The following is a 20,480-nucleotide window of genomic DNA, read 5'->3' as shown; positions in this document are numbered from 1 at the left end:
TAAATTTAGGAAAATTAGCTTTTATGCTTATCCCACTTTAACAAATCTAAATTATCTATCCATTGTGGCACTCGTAAAAAAAAACCGCCGCACCAAGCAGCCAAATCATTCCACTCGAGTAAAATTCTCTGACAATATTTCTTTACATTTATGAGCAGAAGCGTTTAACGGCTCTGCTTGAAGCCAAAAAGCGACCTTACCAGCAATAGACTCTAGATAAAAAGGGTCTTTTATTTTCATTTGAGAAATATGTGAGAACAGCCCATATTTTCCTATGTAAAAAACATCCTTGGTAATTGATCGCCTCATCTCCCGAGTAATCTTTAAGCTGCTTCCAGCTACCGACAACCCTGTTACAAGTTTTTTATTTTTTTCTATTAATAGCCTTGTTTTTGACTCGTTAACAACCAAACCAAATTCAGAAACCACACTACTAACCACAGACACAAAATTAGTAGATATATACCCTCCTGAAAATGTAAGATCGTCTGCATAACGTGTATAACGCAGTCCACTTCTAGCAGACAGCTTAAACAAACGATCATCTAAACCATACAATAAAATATTAGTCAGGTACGGACTAGTAGATGCTCCTTGAACTAAACGCCCTTTATTACAGCATAGCGCTGCTAGCGAGCTGGCTACATCCTTAGTATACCCTAGCGTTGAAAAAAAATTTACCACCCAGCCAATCCCTACGGATGGGAAAAAGTCTTTAAAATCCATCTTCAATAATGTATTACAGCCAAGATGAGCTGTTGCATTAGTAAAAATAGACCTTCCCGGAACGTATCCGTGTGCGCAATCATGCACTGGGCTTTTCAGTAAGATTTGATGGTATATCCAGGTTTGACACTGAAGAAGACTAGGATATGGAGCTTCAATGATTCGCTCACCACCAGCACGTTTCTTTATCGAAAACGTCCGATAGTAGCTTGCACTTCCACGAATCATACTTAGAAGCACCTCATATTTAACTCCAACCAACAGAGAAAGGTGCTCAAGCTCAAAAATTACAGGAGATTTAGTATTAGAAAGTAAGCTGATCTGCGCTAAATAACTTTCAACCAGCTCATTAGATATTCCGCGACTTAAAAAAAAACGCTTCCATTCTTGAACGCTATGCATAAAAAAAGCCCACAGATGACTACCTTCTAAACCAAACGCGCTTTTCAGTCGAAAGGCGTGCGGAAGCGGGCGGAGCCCGCTTTTGTGCGCATTTCGACTGCGGAGGCGCGAAGCGGCGGAGCATCGCATCCATCAGCACGCTTCACCGCTGATGGATGCGATATTCGGTTATCGAAATCCTTAACCTTGAGAGCGACTACACTCTAACGTACTAGCCTCTGTGGGCAGGTTTAAGATTACTATAACAACAACAAAAAACCAGAAAAATGTTAAGTTTTTAGAAGAAAAATATTTGGAGCATAAAATTCATCAACATCTATTCTCCGCCCAAGCATTTCGACTGGGACCTTGCGCCACTCCTTAGGCCCCGAAAGAACTTTTGTGGAGTCACCAAGAAACACCTCCAACCCCTTCTTAGTTAGAGAAATCAATAATTTCTTCTCAACTACCAGCCCTTTTACAGTCAACGAATTAAAAACCTTCAAAAAAACCTCACCCGACAATTTGCTTCTCATAAGCAGCGTATAGGGTTGAAGCCCAGCATCTGACTCATACAAAATTCGCATAATAACAAAGCTGGCTCTATCAATCTTAGATCGCACTATGCATCCCCCATCGCTCTATGCAAGATTGTCAATCTAGGATCAAGGTTATCTCTAAAAGGCCACCAAAAAATAGGAAAAACACTATTAGGGGTATTGGCTCGCTCCCTACAAAATGCCGCTTGAGCACCGTTAAAACCAAGACTAGGAATTGCTCTACCGCCATATTCCTTTGAGAGCCCATCCTCTAGCACAAGCATTAAAGCTCGGTACTCTGCGGCCACTTCATCCGGATAGCAATCATCGATAGCTTTATGTATTTCGTGCTGGGCTGTAATAGCTATACCAGCCTTTCTAACCGTTTGCAAACCATCTTTCGTAGCAACTAAAACCTTGAACGAAATTGTATAATCAGTAACATTATTATCTTTGAATTGAGCCGTTATGGCTTTATACCTATTCTTAACTGTCTGCCCTGAACCAACAAAATCGTCAACGACCACAACATTGTTACGCTGGGTTTTAGTGTACGTCCTATACGCCGCAGTGCTTAAGGAGACTCCTTTAAAATCGAGCCAGCCAAGCTTTGGAAATACGAACTTCAAGTTATATAAAACCTCTTGAGAGCTATCTGTCCCAGAGTCAACGGCCATTGCTACAACTTGAGTTTTACGCTGATAATCTTCTTCAGCTGCAATCTCTCGAGCTAGAGATTCCAGAGCATCATTGTACTTGTCACCAGATAAATAAAAAAAACCGCTCACGATGTTGATAATCATGTCGCGAGAGCGGTCGCACTGGCACTCATCAAAAAGCATGTGGGCTAGCTCTTCATGCTTAGTCCCAAGCCATGGTTGGCGAGTTAGCAGCGTAAAAACAGTGTTGAATTTCTCTCTGCTATCCATCGCAAAATTTCACTAATTGAGGTTGATCCGAGCGCGTTTGGTGAGGCTTACGGTATCCGTGCTTGGGCTGACCGTCGAGGTGCAAATACAGTACAGTGGCTAGGTTACCTTGACTACTCTAAACTACGTTTAGGCCCAACAAATCCGGTACTCAGGCTTGCCGAGCCTACGCTAGGCTTGCTACGATTTCACTAGGCTTGTCGCGTGTCAAGCAAACTCATAATCCTTTGGTCCACGGTTCGAGTCCGTGTAGGCCCACCATCTTCAAAGCCGCGCACTGCGCGGCTTTGCTCGTTTTTGGCCTACCAAAATTTCTGACTGAAAATCGTGAAAAACTGGTTTCCGTCCAAGAATCGTCCAACTTCAATTTTTTTCGGTTTCGACATCACCCTTCTTCTCCTCCAAAAAACTCGCCAAAGGGTTCAGCGCGACAACCTCTGCCATATGCCCAGGGCTGAAATGAGCATATTTTTGAGTCCTGCCCAGACGACAACACGAGTGTTCTATATTGTCCCTGCAAAACCTCATTCAAAAATGGCAGTCCGTGATGGCAGTGTCCGGGCGAATCAACGGCTGGACCATCATGGAGCGATCAACGTGGCAAACGCTTGAAAGCGTCCAGACGCTTACTTGCCCCGTCGTAAGAGCCAGCGATGTAGAAGAATTTCAGCAAGCATACGAGTGGATGAAATTATCCATGGCTGAGGCAGGTCTCTCAGCGCCTGCATCAAAACTCACACCATGGTGGTGCTGGGTGCAGCGAGAACCCGATCACCCACATCCCTATCTAGAAGACGCTGATGGTTACGACGATCCAGTAGTACTTCAACTGTCCATTCCAGCTGCTAACGTAGTTTTGTCGTGCTTCGATCTATGGCACTGGGCCCTCAATCGCTGGTACGTCCCTGCCAACCTTGAAGACGAGGCTGATTACGAGATCGCGATGAAGGCCACGGGCGTCGATCCAGAGATTGTTGTCCAGCTTGAGAAACGACTTCAAAGTTCGTGGCTGACCATTTTTGATCTTGATCAAGACAAAATCGATGCAAGACCTTTCTCTTCCAAGAGCATCCAGGGTTGCTTCTGGCGACTTGAAAAATCATACGTCGAGGCCGTGCTGGAGAGGGAGGACTTGGAAAGCTATGAAGCGTCGGAATAGCGATATGTGAATGCACGGTTCGAGTCCGTGTAGGCCCACCATCTTCAAAGCCGCGCACTGCGCGGCTTTGCTCGTTTTCAGGGGCTAACAATCCCATCCTCTTTGGGCTGCAAAACACTGAAAACGTCCACAATGCGTCCACCCCAGTTTGCGGGGGAGGTGAGTTTTACGACGTCCGCCAAGTGCCCAAGGCTGAATGGGCATACTTTTGAGTCACGGCCAGAGTCGTGCGACCGAGCACTTTGTGCGGCGTGATCCCCTCCCTTCACCCTATAAAGACTCAGACGAATCAATAGTCTTCGCTCGACAAATGCCTGATAACTATTCCGATATTGCCTCTTGGGGCGGTATATCGACCTTAGAATCGACATTGAGCAACGTCTTGGCGGATATATCCCTTGAACCGTGCTCGTCAGGAATAAACGCAACGCTGCCAGTGTCACGAGAATGAAACAACCGCGCGCCGTTGTTGGGTTTGGTAATAATCACCCGGTGATCCTTCGCCAAATAACTCAATGGCAACTTATCCGCCTTTTGGTATTGGGCAAGAATGATGGTGTGTGCGGGGTCCCAATGCTGACCACTGCTTTTGTCCAGCCAAGCCATGAATGCAGCACTGTCACCTTCGCGGGGAAAACCCTGTGAGGGATCAACATAGTAGAAAGGTGCACCCTGATTCTGCAGGTACATAGGCAATTTGTTATCAACGTCGATCAGCACCATCCTCCATTGATTCCATGGCGCACTCTTGGTCGCCTCCTCACGCACATCTGCGGTGAACTTCATGACTCCCCCTCCGCCGTTGGTCCAAGGATAGGCAACGCCGATCACTAACAGCAACACACCCGCCGCCGCTGCGAATCCACGTTTCCAGCCTGGACCGCTTACCTTGCCTGCCGCGCGCTGCTCAGCGAGCCGACGCGTTACCCACCAGGCCGCCAGTAACTGGGCGAAGGGCACCAGTGGCAAAACGTAGTAGCTACGCCGACTGCCGCTGGCGGTGAAGAACAGGAACAACAGCCCCAGGCCCATTATCAGCCAACGAGTGTTCGGCTCGATTTGCCGCCAATTGCGCACCGCGACCCATAGGCCCAATATCCAGCACGGCGCCCACGGCAAGGTGTAAATCGGTAGATAAAGAATGTAAGTGTAGATAGGGCCGAGGTTGTCGAAGGGGTGGAAGAAGCGAACGACGTTTTCCCGGAAGACCAGGTCCAGGCCACTCTCGCGATAGGTGGGCGATCCATAGAGGTGCGACAGTATGAACGGCACCATGTAAACCAGCGCGGCAATCAGCAGCGCCAAGCACATCCGCAGGTTGAGATGACGCTTCCAGCGCCCCTCACTGAGCAAGTGTGGCAACAGCAAGAGCCCAGGCAAAATGAACCCGATCAAGCCTTTGAACAGCGACGTCAGCGCCAGCAGAAGGAAAAATACGCTGTAACGCCCAAGACGCGTGTCATCTGGTCCCCGCCAGTACCACCAATAGGCCGCGAGCACACCGCACACTGTCAGCATGTCGGCCGTGGCAACGCGCGCCCAAAAGATGAAAAAGAAGGTTGTCGCCAACATCCAGCCAGCGATCAGGCCAGTGCCTTTGCTGAACAGTCGCGCGCCGATCAAATAAACCAGCCAAATACTGAACCAGCCGGCGATGACCGACGATAACCGCAACGACCAATGGTTCAGTCCTCCCATTAACCAGGCCGTGGCGGTAATCAGCCAATAGGAGGGTAATGGCTTGTCGTAATAGGCCGAACCCTTGAGATAGGGATCAAAATAATTTCCTGACTGCAGCATTTGCAGTGCGATATTCGCCCACCGTGTCTCCGCCCCCCAGAGTTCTCGCCCGCCTAACCCCAACAATAGGATCAGCGCAGAAACGCCGAGAAGCAACGCAAGCGCCCTTCGCTCAGTTTCCCAAAACTTCATTTTTATTAATCCCTCGGACGTTGTTAACCTCAAACTCATGGAGCTTGATGCGACTCGATATTAATCAACGGTCCGTGGTGGGCTTGTTACGGGATTGAGAAAAAAATGTTTAATCCAGGGCGCCAGGAGCTAAAGCTAAATATTCTATTTATCAATTGACAATGATTTTTCCGATCATCTGTGGATGCAACGTACAAAAATACTCGAACGTCCCCGCCGTTATGAACGTGTAAGAAAACTGATCCAGGGTATCCAATGCAGCCGAGTGGAAAACTTTATGGGTCTCCACAATCGTATGCGGCACTTGGTCGTCGTTCACCCAGGTCACTTTCGTGCCCACTGCCACGTTCAAGTCTTTGGGTGAATACATAAAGTCTTTGATGTTGATCTGTATGTCTTGGGCCCAAGTCGGCGCGCAAACCAACAGACAACTCAGGGCGAAAATCCGTATGGCATTTTTCATAAGCGACTCCTCTCACCCCTGGCAGTCCGGCTTGCCGGCTTCGACGAGGCTGGAATCGCCAGCGTCGGCAAGCCGGACTGCAGGGTGGTGTATTTAATGGTGGTTTAAACCAGGGTTGAGTTGATCAGTGCCAACGGGTGATCGCCTTGGGTCGCGACCACTTCGGTCAGCCCTAAATAATTACGCAGTTGGTCTGCGGCCACAGTCATTGGACCGGGTGCCGGGGCAGCGCCGGGCGCAGGCTGTGGGTAGGCCGTTGAACGCGCCGTATGGAAGGTGATGTTGCCTTCGACCTTCTGGATGACCTGATGAATGTGGCCATTGAGCACAGTGACCGAGCCATATTTGCGCAGCATGGCGATGGCCTGATCGCCGTCTTCCGTACCCCAGCCCCACGGCTGATAAATCGACCACAACGGAATATGGGTGAACACCACCACTGGCGTGCTGGTGGACACCGCGCGCAGGTCGTCTTCCAGCCACTTCAATTGATCGGCGCCCAGCGTGGCTTCGTGGCCGGCCTGGAAATTAACCACGTTAATCAGCGCAATGAAATGCACGCCGTGATCATCGAAGCTGTACCAACCGCTGCCTTTGGTGCCTTTGCCGTAGCGATCGAGATAGGCTTTGCCGCCACCTTCATCCAGCATGTCGTGTTCGCCGGGGATGTAATGCACGGGGGACGGCAGGCCTTTGAGTACTTCGTTGGCGGTGTCGAATTCCGCTGGTCTGGACAGGTGAGTGATGTCGCCGGTGTGCAGGATCAGTGATGGTCTTTTCGGCAGGGCGATGACTTTATCCACCGCCAGCTGCAGGGTTTTGATTGGCTCGGGATTGGCCTCTTTGTTGAAACCAATATGGGTGTCGCTGATTTGCAGGAAACTGAAGTTAGTGGCCAGTTTACTCGCCGCCAATTGCGCCCCGGCATCGTCCAAAGCAAAAGCGCGGGGAATACCGCCACTCATGACCCACAGAATGCCAGCGCCCGCCCAGGCTGAACATTTCAACAGTTCCCTGCGCCCAAGACCTTGGCGTTCTTCTTCATCTGGTGTGTTCGAACCCGTTTTCATAAAAGACTCCGCAGTGATTGTTATGTTGATGGGACTGTCGGGGTCTATAACGAAGGAGCAGACATCTTTATTCCACGATAAAAAATATTTCCGAAACCGGGAATAAAAACCGTAGCAACGGAGTTTATGTAGGGATGGAACGGGGCCACGAAGTTGATATGAAGCGTTTTGATGAACTGCTGACGCCGCATATGGATGCGGCCTACAACCTTGCACGATGGCTCACCGGCAACGAAAGTGCTGCGCGTGATGTTGTGCAGGAAAGCGCATTGAAGGCGTTCAAATTTCTTCATCGCTTTGAAGGTGGAAACGCCAAAGCCTGGTTACTGGCCATCGTGCGTAACGAAAGTTACACCTGGCTGCGCGCGTCTACCGGACATCGCTGGCTGGCCATCGGCGACGAGATTGATGAAGACGACGCGGCACTGGCCCACACCCACACACCGGAAATCAGCGCCATTCGCACGCAGGACGCGGCGTTTCTGCAGCAGGCGCTCAAAGCCCTGTCGCCGGTATTTCGGGAAGTGATCATTCTCAAGGAGCTTGAAGACATGCCTTACAAGGAGATTGCGACGGTGATCGACGTGCCGCTGGGCACGGTGATGTCGAGGCTGGCCCGGGCACGCGCCATGCTCAAAACTGAATTTATGAAGTTGTATCGCCATGAGTGAAATGAACTGCGAACACTGCCACGCTCTGATGCATGGCTATCTGGATGATGAGCTGGATGTCGCTGCCCATCAGCGCTTTACCGGACATTTAACCGACTGCACTGACTGTCAGCTGCGGCTGGAAGAGTTAAAGGTATTTTCGATGGCGGTGAAAACCCATGCGCCTTACTACAGCGCACCGGCGTCGTTTACCGAAAGCCTGCGCGCCAGCCTGCAACCGCCTACGGCGCCCAGGCCCAACGCCTGGCAAAACCTGCGCAACTGGCTGGCACCTGCTTTGTCGGCCACGGTATTTGCGGCAGCGCTGCTGCTCTACATCGCCACCCCGTCCAGCGATGACGTCTGGACCGACGAAGCCGTGTCCAGCCATGTGCGCTCGTTGATGGGTGAGCATTTGATGGACGTTGCCTCCTCCGACCGGCACACGGTCAAACCCTGGTTCACTGGCAAACTGGATTTCTCACCACCGGTAAACGACTTTGCCGCGCAAGGTTTCCCACTGCTGGGCGGGCGATTGGACTACCTGCAACATCAAACTGCGGCGGCGCTTTCCTACCGTCACGACAAACACATCATCAACACCTTCGTGGTGCCAACGACAGAGGCTGACAGCCCACTGCAAATCCAGTCGAAACGCGGTTATAACATTGTGTCCTGGCGGCAAAACCACATGCGCTTCATCGTGGTGTCCGACCTGGAAAAAAGCGAGCTGGAGGCGTTCAGTCAACTCACACAAAAAGGCCTGTAATCCCATCACGGACTTGACCCGCGACACGTCGGCAGCGTAATCATTTGCCCCTCGTATCCGCTCAGTCATCTCCGGAGAAAACATGGCAAACGCTTACAGCCAGGAAGAGTGGCACCTCAGGACCGAACTGGCCGCGTGTTATCGGCTGGTCGCGCACTTCCGCATGACCGATCTGATTTCGACGCATATCTCCGTGCGCATTCCGGGACCTGAACATCATTTTCTGATCAACCCGTATGGGCTGTTTTTCGAGGAAATGACTGCCTCGAATCTGGTGAAAATCGATTTGCAAGGCAACAAGGTCGAAGCCTCGCCCCACCCTGTAAACCCCGCCGGTTTCTTGATCCACAGCGCCATCCACAGCGCCCGCGAAGATGCGCAATGCGTGCTGCATACCCATACCAAAGCCGGTTGCGCGGTGGCGGCACAGGAATGTGGTTTGCTGCCGCTCAACCAAATCTCCATGGAGTTTTACGGCCGGGTCGCTTATCACGAGTACGAAGGCATCGCGCTCAACTTCAGTGAAAAAGAGCGATTGGTGGCCGACCTGGGCGACAAGTCGGTGATGATCTTGCGCAATCACGGCTTGCTCAGTGTCGGCGACAGTGTCCAGCAGGCATTTCTGCGTATGTATTACCTGGAAAAAGCCTGCGACATCCAGATCGCCGCGCAAGCCGGTGGCGCGCTACGCATTCCTTCGGATGAGGTTTGCCGCCGCACCGAGCAACAGTTCAATGCGCCAGGTCATGAAGTGCCCGAAGGTGAGTTGAGCGATCCGGACGCCAATCGCATGGCCTGGGCCGCCCTGTTGCGACTGGCAGAGCGCATCGCGCCTGATTACAAAAGCTGAGGTGCAGGTAACATGCTCGCCCCGCCGTCCCCGATGGAGATGACCTTGTCCGATAGTCGCCCGCCCGTTCTCGATGAAATCGACCGCCAACTGATCGCGGCCTTGCAGATCAACGCCCGCGAAAGCGTGGCAATGCTGGCTCGACAATTGGGCATCGCCCGCACCACCGTGACCTCGCGGCTAAGCCGGCTGGAGAAGGCCAAGGTGATCACCGGTTACGGCGTGCGGCTCAGTCAGCGGGTGGTCGATGGCGGGTTGCAGGCTTATGTTGGTATCACCGTGCAGCCGCGGTCGGGCAAGGAAGTGCTGAAAAAACTAAGCGCCATGGCGCAGGTTCAGCAGTTGTGCGCGGTGAGTGGCGAGTTCGACTACGTGGCCTGGCTGCGGACCGATTCGCCTGAGCAGTTGGATCAATTGCTGGATTTGATCGGCAGTGTGGATGGCGTGGAGAAGACGACAACCTCGATCATCCTCAGCAGCAAGATTGATCGCGGGCAACCGGTTTAGGGAGGTCCCCTGTAGGAGCGGGCTTGCCCGCGATGGCGCCATTTGTGACAGACCGCGTCAAGCTGATCGCGGGCAAGCCCGCTCCTACAGAGAGCAATGTGTTATTTATGTTCGTCACAATGACTTATAAATCATCAAAACGACGACACATTGCGTCTTATTAACGTGCTTACTCTTATCTAGACTGTGTTCTTTTGCGTACCAGCCGAGCAAGGTCAGTCATGAACAACAATCGCCATCCTGCAGACGGTAAAAAGCCGATCACTATTTTCGGCCCGGACTTCCCTTTTGCCTTTGACGACTGGATCGAACACCCGGCCGGGTTGGGCAGTATTCCAGCGCAGAACCATGGCGCGGAAGTGGCGATTGTCGGTGCAGGCATCGCAGGTCTGGTCGCGGCTTATGAACTGATGAAGCTCGGGTTGAAGCCAGTTGTCTACGAAGCGTCGAAGATGGGCGGTCGGTTGCGCTCGCAGGCGTTTGAAGGAACCGAAGGCATCATTGCCGAGCTGGGCGGCATGCGCTTTCCGGTGTCCTCCACGGCGTTTTACCACTACGTCGACAAGCTGGGCCTCGAATCCAAACCCTTCCCCAACCCGCTGACTGCCGCCTCTGGCAGCACGGTGATCGACCTGGAAGGCACCACCCATTACGCACAGAAACTGTCTGATCTTCCGGCACTGTTTCAGGAAGTGGCTGACGCCTGGGCCGATGCGCTGGAAGCCGGTTCGCAATTCGCAGAGATCCAGCAAGCCATCCGCGATCGTGATGTGCCGCGTCTGAAAGAATTGTGGAATACCCTGGTTCCGCTCTGGGACGACCGCACCTTCTACGATTTCGTCGCCACCTCGAAAGCCTTCGCCAAACTGTCTTTCACCCACCGCGAAGTGTTCGGCCAGGTTGGTTTCGGCACCGGTGGCTGGGACTCGGACTTCCCCAACTCGATGCTGGAAATTTTCCGCGTGGTGATGACCAACTGCGACGATCACCAACACCTGATTGTCGGCGGCGTGGAACAAGTGCCGCTGGGGATCTGGCGCCATGTACCGGAGCATTGCGCCCATTGGCCGCAAGGCACCAGCCTGTCGTCACTGCACAATGGCGCACCGCGTACCGGGGTCAAGCGCATTGCCCGCGCTGACGACGGCCGCTTCGCCGTCACCGATAACTGGGGCGATACCCGCCACTACGCGGCCGTGCTCACCACGTGCCAAAGCTGGTTGTTGACCACGCAAATCGAATGCGAAGAGTCGCTGTTCTCACAAAAAATGTGGATGGCCCTGGACCGCACGCGCTATATGCAGTCATCGAAAACCTTCGTCATGGTCGACCGCCCGTTCTGGAAGGACAAAGACCCGGAAACCGGCCGCGACGTGATGAGCATGACCCTCACTGATCGCCTGACCCGTGGCACTTACCTGTTCGACAACGGCGACGATAAGCCGGGGGTGATCTGCCTGTCTTACTCGTGGATGAGCGACGCCCTGAAAATGCTGCCGCAACCCATCGAAAAACGCGTGAAACTGGCCCTCGACGCGCTGAAAAAGATCTACCCGAAAGTCGATATTGCCGCACGTATCATCGGCGACCCGATCACCGTGTCGTGGGAAGCCGACCCGCATTTCCTGGGTGCCTTCAAAGGTGCATTGCCAGGTCACTATCGTTACAACCAGCGCATGTACGCGCACTTCATGCAGCAAGACATGCCCAGCGAACAGCGCGGCATTTTTATTGCGGGTGATGACGTCTCGTGGACGCCCGCGTGGGTCGAAGGCGCGGTGCAGACATCGTTGAACGCGGTGTGGGGCATCATGAAACACTTCGGCGGCAGCACTCATGCAGAGAACCCGGGCCCCGGCGACGTGTTCGACGAAATCGGCCCTATCGCCCTCGCGGACTGAGGAATACGCCCATGCGCATTGCTTTATACCAATGCCCACCGCTGCCACTGGATGTCCGCGGCAACTTGCAACGCTTGTCGCACAGAGCGGCAGAAGCAGCGGCTCTAGGGGCGGACCTGTTGGTCTGCCCGGAGATGTTCCTGACCGGCTACAACATCGGCGCTGAGTCAGCATTTTCGCTGGCCGAAGCCCGTGACGGTTATTGCGCCGAGCAAGTCGCGACCATTGCTCAGGCCTCGGGAATCGCCATCGTGTATGGCTACCCCGAGCTTTCCAGCGATGATCAGGTGTACAACGCAGTGCAGTTGATCGATGCCCAGGGCCGAAGTCTCTGTAATTATCGTAAGACCCATCTGTACGGTGAGCTGGATAAGTCGATGTTTGCCGTGGCCGAGGATGACTTCCCGGTGGTCGAGCTCAATGGCTGGCGTCTCGGCCTGTTGATTTGCTACGACGTGGAGTTTCCGGAAAACACCCGGCGGTTAGCACTGGCCGGCGCGGACTTGATTCTGGTGCCGACGGCAAACATGGCGCCCTATGATTTCGTCGCCGAGGTCACGGTTCGCGCGCGAGCCTTCGAGAACCAGTGTTATGTGGTGTATGCCAACTACTGTGGTAGCGAGGGCGATATTCACTACTGCGGATTGAGCAGCATCGCCGCCCCGGATGGCAGCCGCATCGCGCTGGCGGCGCAGGATGAAACGCTGATCATTGGCACCCTGGACCGGCAATTGATGGAAGACTCACGCGCCATCAACACCTACTTCAACGATCGCCGGCCGGGGTTGTACTCACAATTGCTGAAACCTTGACGTGTAGGAGATTCCCCGTCGTCCAGACGCCGCGCTGTCGCGCAGCAAACGTGGTCCCTGTAGGAGCCAGCTTGCTCGCGATCGGCTGCGCAGCAGTCGTAAAATCAGGTTGTCGGGTTTAACTGATACTCCGCGTGCTCAGGTTTTACTGCCGCTGCGTCCGAGTGCGGCCCAGCCCGATCGCGAGCAAGCTGGCTCCTGCGCCTTCGGCAGAAGCAGATTGCGGAGCCTTTGAAATCAACCGGTTATCTTTTGTTTGATGAGAGCTGCCGAAGGTTGGGGCCGCATTCGGACGATAAGGCCGGAACGCCCTTCGCCGTATAGACTGAATCGCAGCCTTCGGCAGCTCCTACAGTTCAAGGGATACCCGCCAGCATGCCTATCAAATACCTGACGTTGTCCAATGGGTTGCGGGTCGTGCTGTATCACGCCCCAAGGCTAAACCGTTGTGCTGCGGTATTACGGGTAGCGGCCGGCAGTCATGATGTTTCACCCAAGTGGCCGGGCTTGGCGCATTTCCTCGAGCACCTGCTGTTCCTCGGCACCGAACGCTTCCCGGCCGACGAAAACCTCATGACGTTCGTCCAGCGTCACGGCGGACAGGTGAACGCCAGCACCCGCGAACGCCTGACTGATTTTTTCTTCGAGCTGTCACCCTCTGCATTCGCCCAAGGCCTGGAACGGCTATGCGACATGCTCACTCATCCGCGCCTGGCACCGGCTGACCAACTGCGCGAACGGGACGTGGTCCACGCTGAGTTCATTGCCTGGTCGCAGGATACCCAGGCCATGGCTCAGGCAAGCCTGATGCAGTGGGTTTCAGCTGAGCATCCATTACGCGCCTTTCACGCTGGCAATCGCTACAGTCTGCCGGTGCCGCGTCAGGCGTTTCAGCAGGCGTTGCAGGACTTCTATCAGTGTTTCTATCAGGCAGGGCAAATGACCCTGAGCCTGAGCGGGCCACAACCGCTGATCGAATTGGAGGCACTGGCAACCCAGTACGGCAGCCAGTTTGTGCCGGGAGAAAAACATCAACAACAGCCACCACCACGGCTGCTGGACGCGCTTTGCACACAGCCGGTTACCGATCCTCGGCGGCTGAATCTGCTTTTTGCGTGTGAAGACTTACCCGAATCCAGCGCCGAGGCCGTCCGGTTTCTCTGCACCTGGGTCATTGACGCCCGGCCTGGCGGCTTATTGTTCGAATTGCGTGAGCGCGGTTTTATCCAGGCGCTCAAAGCTGAACCTCTGTATCAGTTCGGTGGCCAGTTGCTGCTCAATATCGAATTTACCCTTAGCGATGACGGCCTCGACCAACGTCAGACCCTCACGGCGTTGTTCTTTGACTGGCTAAGCTTCTTTAAAACCCATTGGCCAGCACTGCGTGAGGAGTACGCGCTGTTGCAGCAACGACGCCTGGCCGTCAGTAGCGCGTTGGATCTGGCACGGTTTTTCAGTGAACACCTCAACGGCAAACTTCCGGTGAACGCAGTGCTGGATCAGCTACGTCCAGCCGCTGTGGATAACTTTTCCATCGAGCCCGTCAGTTGGCACCTCCCCGAGCCTAATCCTTTTCTGCGCGGTGACGTCGACGATAGCGACGACGGCGCCGTGTTCCTGCGCTGGCGACTGGACGCGGCGCACCCGGCGCTGTGGCAGATGCTCAACAGCAGCCTGCAAAACCTCAGCCACGCCGCACAGCAGGCGGGCGTTATCCTGAACTTCAGCGCGCTGGGAAATTTCTGGCAACTCACCCTCAGCGGTCTGCCGTCCCCGATGCCCTCCATCCTGCAACACGCGCTCCGTCTACTGACCGAGCCAGACAGCAAAGCGCTGGCTCAGTTTGGTCAATGCCATCGCGAACCCGCGCAGATTGCGATCCGTCAGTTGCTCAAGCAGCTTCCCGATGACTACTTGGACGCTCGCGAGGCTGTGGATAACGTCAACGACCTTGCAACGGTGTGGGACAGCGCTCAGTGGACAACCTTCAATCTGGGTCTGGCCGCCGACGCACTGGAGGGCGAGCATCTGATGATACCCGGCACGCCTGAGCCACCGCCCTTGCATGTCCCCGCCATCCCTCCCGGTGAACGGCAAAAAGCCCACACATCGAACACCTCGGAAAATGCGCTGCTGCTGTTCTGCCCGACACGCGGTCAGCGCTTATCTGACGAAGCCGCCTGGCGCTTGCTGGTACACCTCGGTCAGGCCGCGTTCTATCAGCGACTACGGGTTGAGCTGCAACTGGGCTACGCAGTATTCAGCGGTTTCCGACAGATCGCCGGGCAATCTGGCTGGCTGTTCGGCGTGCAATCGCCCAACGCGTCGGTCGACGAAATCTTCGATCACGTGCAGGCCTTCATCAGCAAGCTGCCAGCGCTGATCGCCGCATCCGATCTGGCCACCCAACAGCAAGTGCTGGTCAGCCAACTGGACCAAGCGACAATGCCGCCTGGGCAAGCCAGCGAATGGCTCTGGCAAGCCTATCTGGCCGGCCGTGATGCGTTTTATCCCCAGCGTCTGCGGGACGCTCTTCTACACTTCAAAAAGCCACAGTTACTCAATGCGGCTAATCAGTTGCAGCGGCCAACCGGCGGGTGGCTGATCATGACCAGTCGTCCGTTAACCCGATAGCCCCCTAACAATCTGAACGTCTCCACGCGCCTGTGGACTAAAGTTTGGACATCAACCGTTGCATCTACCCAGAAGGAGCGCCCCATGTCGTGGACTAAACCTGCTTACACCGACCTGCGTATCGGTTTCGAAGTCACCATGTACTTCGCCAACCGTTGATTCCGACGCAATGCCATGCCTCGGTTCGCCGGGGCATTTTTTTGCTGGGGAGCTAAAGGGAGCATCAATGCACATCCAGATTCTTGGTTCCGCGGCGGGTGGCGGTTTCCCGCAGTGGAATTGCAATTGCCTTAATTGTGCAGGGTTTCGCAACGGTAGCCTGAGGGCTCAAGCGCGTACGCAATCGTCCATCGCCCTGTCGGACGACGGTGTGCATTGGGTCCTGTGTAATGCCTCTCCCGACATCCGCGCACAACTTCAGGACTTTGCCCCGATGCAACCCGGCCGCGCCCTGCGCGATACCGGCATCAGCGCCATCATCCTGATGGACAGCCAGATCGACCACACCACCGGGCTCCTCAGCCTGCGCGAAGGCTGTCCACATCACGTCTGGTGTACCGACATGGTTCACGACGACCTGAGTACCGGCTTCCCCTTGTTCAACATGCTGACGCACTGGAACGGCGGCCTGATCTGGAACCGCATCGCGCTGGACAGTCATTTCATTATTCCGGCCTGTCCAAACCTGCGTTTTACCCCTTCCCCACTGCGCAGCGCAGCCCCGCCCTACTCGCCGCATCGCTTTGACCCACACCCCGGCGACAACATCGGCCTGATCGTCGACGACCTGAAAACCGGCGGCCGGCTGTTTTATGCCCCGGGTCTCGGTGCCGTTGATGATGCATTGATGGAGCAAATGTCGGCCGCCGATTGTCTGCTGATAGATGGCACCTTGTGGACTGACGACGAAATGCAGCGCCGTGGCGTCGGCTCCCGCACTGGCCGGCAAATGGGGCATCTGGCGCAGAGCGGCGCCGGTGGCATGCTGGAGGTGTTGGCGCGCTTGCCCAGGCAACGCAAGGTGCTTATCCACATCAACAACACCAACCCGATCCTCGATGAAGATTCCCCGGAGCGCGCCGAGTTGGTCCGGCGCAATGTCGAAGTGGCCTACGACGGCATGAGCATCGAACTGTAGGAGTTTGCATGAACGACGTCCCTGCACTGTCCCCCGCCGAGTTCGAAAAAGCCCTGCGAGCCAAAGGCGCTTACTACCACATCTATCATCCGTTTCATGTGGCGATGTACGAAGGCCGAGCGACCCGCGAGCAGATCCAGGGCTGGGTCGCCAATCGTTTTTACTACCAGGTGAACATCCCGCTCAAGGACGCAGCGATTCTGGCCAACTGCCCGGATCGCGAGGTGCGGCGCGAGTGGATTCAGCGCTTGCTGGACCACGACGGCGCCCCCGGCGAAGACGGCGGTATCGAGGCGTGGTTACGACTGGGACAAGCCGTCGGGTTGGACCCGGATCAATTACGCTCGCAGGAGTTAGTCCTGCCCGGCGTACGATTTGCGGTAGATGCCTACGTCAACTTCGCCCGCCGTGCCCGTTGGCAGGAAGCCGCCAGCAGTTCGCTGACCGAACTGTTTGCGCCGCAGATTCATCAGTCGCGGCTGGACAGTTGGCCGCAGCACTACCCCTGGATCGACCCCAGCGGTTACGAGTATTTCCGCACCCGACTGGGACAGGCCCGACGCGATGTAGAGCATGGTCTGACCATCACCTTGCAGCACTACACCACCTACGAAGCGCAGCAGCGCATGCTGGAAATTCTCCAGTTCAAGCTGGATATCCTGTGGAGCATGCTGGACGCCATGAGCATGGCCTATGAACTGAATCGGCCGCCGTATCACAGCGTCACCGACCAGCGAGTCTGGCATAGGGGAATCGCGTTATGAGCCTCGATCGACAACTGATTCCGCAGTGGCGTCGAGGCTATCGTTTTCAATTCGAGCCCGCGCAAAACGCCCACGTGCTGCTGTACCCCGAGGGCATGATCAAGCTCAACGAAAGCGCGAGTGCCATCGGCGGACTGATTGATGGCGAGCGCAGCGTCGCGCTGATTATCGAAGCGCTGGACCTGCAGTTTCCCGGCTTTCCGGAACTGGGCAGCGATGTCGAACAATTCATGGAGGTCGCCCGTGCCGAACACTGGATTGACCTCGCCTGAAACCGAGGTCCAACTTCCGCCGAAGCCCGCCACCGGCTTGCCGTTATGGCTGCTGGCCGAGCTGACGTATCGCTGCCCGCTGCAATGCCCGTACTGCTCGAACCCCCTGGACTTCGCGGATCACGGGCAGGAATTGAGCACCGAAGAATGGTTCAAGGTGTTCCGTGAGGCGCGCCAGATGGGCGCGGCGCAGATCGGCTTTTCCGGGGGCGAGCCGCTGGTGCGCCAGGATCTCGCCGAACTGATCGGCGAAGCCCGGCAGTTGGGCTTTTACACCAACCTGATCACCTCTGGCATCGGCCTGACCGAAGCGAAAATTGCCGACTTCAAGAAGGCCGGCCTGGACCATATCCAGATCAGTTTCCAGGCCAGTGATGAACAAGTGAACAACCTGTTGGCCGGCTCGAAAAAGGCCTTCGCACAGAAGCTGGAAATGGCCCGCGCCGTGAAAGCACATGGCTATCCAATGGTGCTGAACTTCGTCACCCATCGGCACAATATCGATAAGATCGACCGCATCATCGAGCTATGCCTGGCACTCGATGCAGACTTCGTCGAGCTTGCCACCTGCCAGTTCTATGGTTGGGCAAAACTCAACCGCGCCGGCTTGCTGCCAACCCGCGAACAGTTGGTACGTGCCGAACGCATCACCAACGAATACCGGGCAAAACTGGCCGCCGAACAGCACCCGTGCAAACTGATTTTCGTCACCCCCGACTACTATGAAGAACGCCCAAAAGCCTGCATGAATGGCTGGGGCAGCGTATTTCTGACAGTGACACCGGACGGAACTGCACTGCCATGTCACGCGGCCCGACAGTTGCCGGTGCAATTTCCTAACGTGCGCGATCACAGCCTGCAGCACATCTGGTATGACTCCTTCGGCTTCAACCGCTTTCGCGGCTACGACTGGATGCCCGAACCCTGCCGCTCGTGCGACGAGAAAGAAAAGGACTTTGGCGGCTGCCGCTGTCAGGCTTTTATGCTGACCGGCGATGCCAGTAATGCCGATCCAGTCTGTGGGAAATCTCCCAATCACGACCTGATCATCAAGGCTCGGGAACAAGCCGAGTATGCTAGCCAAACCATTGAGCAACTGGCCTTCCGCAATGAACGCAACGCCCGACTCATCCTCAAATCCTGAACCGCTCGGCGCCGCACAGGCCGTTGCCGCCGGCGTCGAATTCGCCGAACTGGCGATCAGTGCCGCAGGGCTTTTCTGGAATGAATACCGACCCTCTGAAACAGCCTGCCAGATCTGGCGTCGGCATCAGGGGCAGATCCACTGCCTGACCCCCGAAGGCTTCAGCGTGCGTAGCCGCGTCTACGAATATGGCGGCGGTTCGTTCTGCCTGAGCGATGAGGCTGTGGTGTTCGTCAACGAGGCGGATCAGCAGCTGTATCGTCAGGGATTCGACGGCGCCGAGCCGCAGTTACTCAGTCACGGCGGCAAATGCTACGGCGCTCTGCACTACGCCAACGGGCAGCTTTTGGCTGTGGAACAGGATCATGACGTGCATCGTCTGGTGGCCTTCGACCTTGCCAGCGGTCAACGCCATCTGCTGGCCGAAGGCGCCGATTTCTATGCGGCGCCGATTGTCAGTGCGAATGGTCAGCGCCTGGCCTGGATCGAATGGCAGCGCCCGCATCAACCCTGGACCTCAACCCGGTTGATGTGTGCTGAGCGACAGGCCGACGGGCAGTGGGGAGCGCCGCGATGTGTCGCCGGACTGGATCAGGAACAGTCCATTCAGCAACCTCGCTTTGATGCCCAAGGTCGCTTGTTGTGTCTGACCGATCGCGGCGGTTTCTGGCAGCCGTGGGGCGAAACTGCTGACGGCCTGAGCGCCCTGCCCGCCGCCCTGGCCGATCACGCCCCCGCACCTTGGCAGTTGGGCGATGTCACCTGGTTGCCGATGGACAATGGCGGCTATCTGGCTAGCTGGAGCGAAGCAGGTTTCGGCCGATTGGCCATTTGCAGCCCCGATGGCTCGTTCGAAGAGTTCACTGGCGACTACAGCCGTTTTCGCAGCCTGGCGGTGGATGAACAGTTCATCTACTGCGTCGCAGCCTCGGCGATCAGTTCACAAGCCGTGCTCGCAATTCGCCGCCAGGATCATCAGCTCCAGGTGCTGGCAGGTGGTATCGCGCCGCTGCCCGCTGAACAGATCACCCGCCCCCAGGCTCTCCATTACCCCAGCGGTTCAGGTGAAGCACATGGCTTCTTTTATGCGCCGTTGAATGCGGCACCGCAGCCGCCATTGGTGGTGTTCGTCCATGGCGGACCGACCTCGTCCTGCTACCCGGTGCTTGATCCGCGCATCCAGTACTGGAACCAACGCGGCTTCGCGGTTGCTGATCTCAATTACCGGGGCAGCACCGGGTATGGCCGTGCTTATCGATTGGGCCTGCATTTGAATTGGGGTGACGTGGATGTCGAGGATGCTTGCGCAGTCGTGGCCCATCTGGCTGAGCGCAATCTGATCAACCCTGAACAGGCATTTATTCGTGGCGGCAGCGCTGGAGGTTATACCGTGCTGTGCGCGCTGGCCTTCCATCACGTGTTCCGCGCGGGGGCGAGTCTGTATGGCGTCAGCGATCCCGCTGCGCTGGCTCGGGCGACGCATAAGTTCGAGAGTGATTATCTGGACTGGCTGATCGGCGATCCGGAGCAAGACGCCGAGCGTTACCGGGCAAGGACACCGTTGTTGCATGCCGACAAGATCAAGGTCCCGGTGATCTTCTTTCAGGGCGAACTCGACGCAGTGGTCGTCCCTGGGCAGACACGGGATATGCTCGAGGCGCTATTGGCCAACGGGATTGCTGCCGAAGCCCACTTCTATGCCGATGAGCGACATGGCTTTCGCAAGGCGGCGAACCTGGCCCATGCGCTGGAGGAGGAATGGAGGTTTTACCGCAAGGTTATAGACAGCTAACAGGGCCCTTCACAGGCGCAAATTTTCTGTAGGAGCTGCCGAAGGCTG

General features: G+C 55.6%; 19 protein-coding genes and 1 tRNA gene. 15 read left to right on the top strand and 5 right to left on the bottom strand.

What is annotated here, in order from left to right:
- Window positions 1-105 precede the first annotated feature (105 nt).
- Both ACF0H7_RS01360 and ACF0H7_RS01355 read right to left on the bottom strand, forming a co-directional pair.
- Window positions 106-1,128, bottom strand: coding sequence for a reverse transcriptase family protein (locus tag ACF0H7_RS01360; protein WP_397451056.1), 1,023 nt, complete (start codon window positions 1,126-1,128; stop codon window positions 106-108).
- A gap of 601 nt (window positions 1,129-1,729) precedes the next feature.
- Complete coding sequence (locus ACF0H7_RS01355; RefSeq protein ID WP_397451055.1) at window positions 1,730-2,575, bottom strand: hypothetical protein; 846 nt, start codon at window positions 2,573-2,575, stop codon at window positions 1,730-1,732.
- Between the two features lie 162 nt (window positions 2,576-2,737).
- Between ACF0H7_RS01355 and ACF0H7_RS01350 the strand changes: the two genes are divergently transcribed.
- Window positions 2,738-2,836 (top strand) — tRNA-Ile (locus tag ACF0H7_RS01350).
- Between the two features lie 247 nt (window positions 2,837-3,083).
- Entirely contained in the window at window positions 3,084-3,734 is a 651-nt protein-coding gene (locus ACF0H7_RS01345) for a DUF3841 domain-containing protein (protein ID WP_397451054.1), read from the top strand.
- Window positions 3,735-4,055: 321 nt separating this feature from the next.
- Here ACF0H7_RS01345 and ACF0H7_RS01340 read toward each other — a convergent pair whose 3' ends face one another.
- The 3 genes from ACF0H7_RS01340 to ACF0H7_RS01330 form a co-directional block, all read right to left on the bottom strand.
- Entirely contained in the window at window positions 4,056-5,666 is a 1,611-nt protein-coding gene (locus tag ACF0H7_RS01340; RefSeq protein WP_397451053.1) for an ArnT family glycosyltransferase, read from the bottom strand.
- Between the two features lie 151 nt (window positions 5,667-5,817).
- The gene (locus ACF0H7_RS01335) at window positions 5,818-6,129 is read right to left on the bottom strand and encodes a cupredoxin family copper-binding protein (protein WP_397451052.1); all 312 of its coding nucleotides are present in this window, start codon (window positions 6,127-6,129) and stop codon (window positions 5,818-5,820) included.
- 104 nt (window positions 6,130-6,233) lie between these two features.
- Entirely contained in the window at window positions 6,234-7,199 is a 966-nt protein-coding gene (locus ACF0H7_RS01330) for a metallophosphoesterase family protein (RefSeq protein ID WP_397451051.1), read from the bottom strand.
- Window positions 7,200-7,357: 158 nt separating this feature from the next.
- Between ACF0H7_RS01330 and ACF0H7_RS01325 the strand changes: the two genes are divergently transcribed.
- From ACF0H7_RS01325 to ACF0H7_RS01265, 13 genes are all read left to right on the top strand, one after another.
- The gene (locus ACF0H7_RS01325) at window positions 7,358-7,870 is read left to right on the top strand and encodes a sigma-70 family RNA polymerase sigma factor (RefSeq protein WP_397451050.1); all 513 of its coding nucleotides are present in this window, start codon (window positions 7,358-7,360) and stop codon (window positions 7,868-7,870) included.
- Window positions 7,863-8,618: an anti-sigma factor family protein gene (locus ACF0H7_RS01320; protein WP_397451049.1), complete on the top strand. Its 756-nt coding sequence runs from the start codon at window positions 7,863-7,865 to the stop codon at window positions 8,616-8,618. The genes ACF0H7_RS01325 and ACF0H7_RS01320 overlap by 8 nt, the downstream gene beginning before the upstream one ends.
- Before the next feature lie 82 nt (window positions 8,619-8,700).
- Window positions 8,701-9,468, top strand: coding sequence for a class II aldolase/adducin family protein (locus ACF0H7_RS01315; RefSeq protein WP_397451048.1), 768 nt, complete (start codon window positions 8,701-8,703; stop codon window positions 9,466-9,468).
- A gap of 45 nt (window positions 9,469-9,513) precedes the next feature.
- Window positions 9,514-9,975 carry an Lrp/AsnC family transcriptional regulator gene (locus ACF0H7_RS01310; protein WP_397453800.1) on the top strand — a complete coding sequence of 154 codons (462 nt, stop codon included), beginning with the start codon at window positions 9,514-9,516 and terminating at the stop codon, window positions 9,973-9,975.
- 221 nt (window positions 9,976-10,196) lie between these two features.
- Window positions 10,197-11,876, top strand: a complete 1,680-nt coding sequence (locus ACF0H7_RS01305; RefSeq protein ID WP_397451047.1) for a flavin monoamine oxidase family protein — start codon at window positions 10,197-10,199, stop codon at window positions 11,874-11,876.
- 11 nt (window positions 11,877-11,887) lie between these two features.
- Window positions 11,888-12,688, top strand: a complete 801-nt coding sequence (locus tag ACF0H7_RS01300; RefSeq protein WP_397451046.1) for a carbon-nitrogen hydrolase family protein — start codon at window positions 11,888-11,890, stop codon at window positions 12,686-12,688.
- 375 nt (window positions 12,689-13,063) lie between these two features.
- Complete coding sequence (pqqF, locus tag ACF0H7_RS01295) at window positions 13,064-15,322, top strand: pyrroloquinoline quinone biosynthesis protein PqqF (protein WP_397451045.1); 2,259 nt, start codon at window positions 13,064-13,066, stop codon at window positions 15,320-15,322.
- A gap of 84 nt (window positions 15,323-15,406) precedes the next feature.
- Complete coding sequence (pqqA, locus tag ACF0H7_RS01290) at window positions 15,407-15,481, top strand: pyrroloquinoline quinone precursor peptide PqqA (protein WP_010444206.1); 75 nt, start codon at window positions 15,407-15,409, stop codon at window positions 15,479-15,481.
- 67 nt (window positions 15,482-15,548) lie between these two features.
- On the top strand, window positions 15,549-16,460 hold the full coding sequence (gene pqqB / locus ACF0H7_RS01285) for a pyrroloquinoline quinone biosynthesis protein PqqB (RefSeq protein WP_397451044.1): 912 nt from the start codon (window positions 15,549-15,551) through the stop codon (window positions 16,458-16,460).
- A gap of 8 nt (window positions 16,461-16,468) precedes the next feature.
- On the top strand, window positions 16,469-17,224 hold the full coding sequence (gene pqqC / locus ACF0H7_RS01280; RefSeq protein WP_397451043.1) for a pyrroloquinoline-quinone synthase PqqC: 756 nt from the start codon (window positions 16,469-16,471) through the stop codon (window positions 17,222-17,224).
- Entirely contained in the window at window positions 17,221-17,496 is a 276-nt protein-coding gene (gene pqqD, locus ACF0H7_RS01275; protein WP_397451042.1) for a pyrroloquinoline quinone biosynthesis peptide chaperone PqqD, read from the top strand. Before pqqC ends, pqqD begins: the two co-directional genes overlap by 4 nt.
- The gene (pqqE, locus tag ACF0H7_RS01270; RefSeq protein WP_397453798.1) at window positions 17,483-18,640 is read left to right on the top strand and encodes a pyrroloquinoline quinone biosynthesis protein PqqE; all 1,158 of its coding nucleotides are present in this window, start codon (window positions 17,483-17,485) and stop codon (window positions 18,638-18,640) included. The genes pqqD and pqqE overlap by 14 nt, the downstream gene beginning before the upstream one ends.
- Window positions 18,606-20,432, top strand: a complete 1,827-nt coding sequence (locus ACF0H7_RS01265) for an alpha/beta hydrolase family protein (protein ID WP_397451041.1) — start codon at window positions 18,606-18,608, stop codon at window positions 20,430-20,432. The genes pqqE and ACF0H7_RS01265 overlap by 35 nt, the downstream gene beginning before the upstream one ends.
- Window positions 20,433-20,480 lie beyond the last annotated feature (48 nt).

Source organism: Pseudomonas sp. NA-150 (genome assembly GCF_044336365.1).
Taxonomy (GTDB): domain Bacteria; phylum Pseudomonadota; class Gammaproteobacteria; order Pseudomonadales; family Pseudomonadaceae; genus Aquipseudomonas.
The sequence above is the reverse complement of the archived record's forward strand: the minus strand, read 5'-3'. Positions and strand labels throughout refer to the sequence as shown.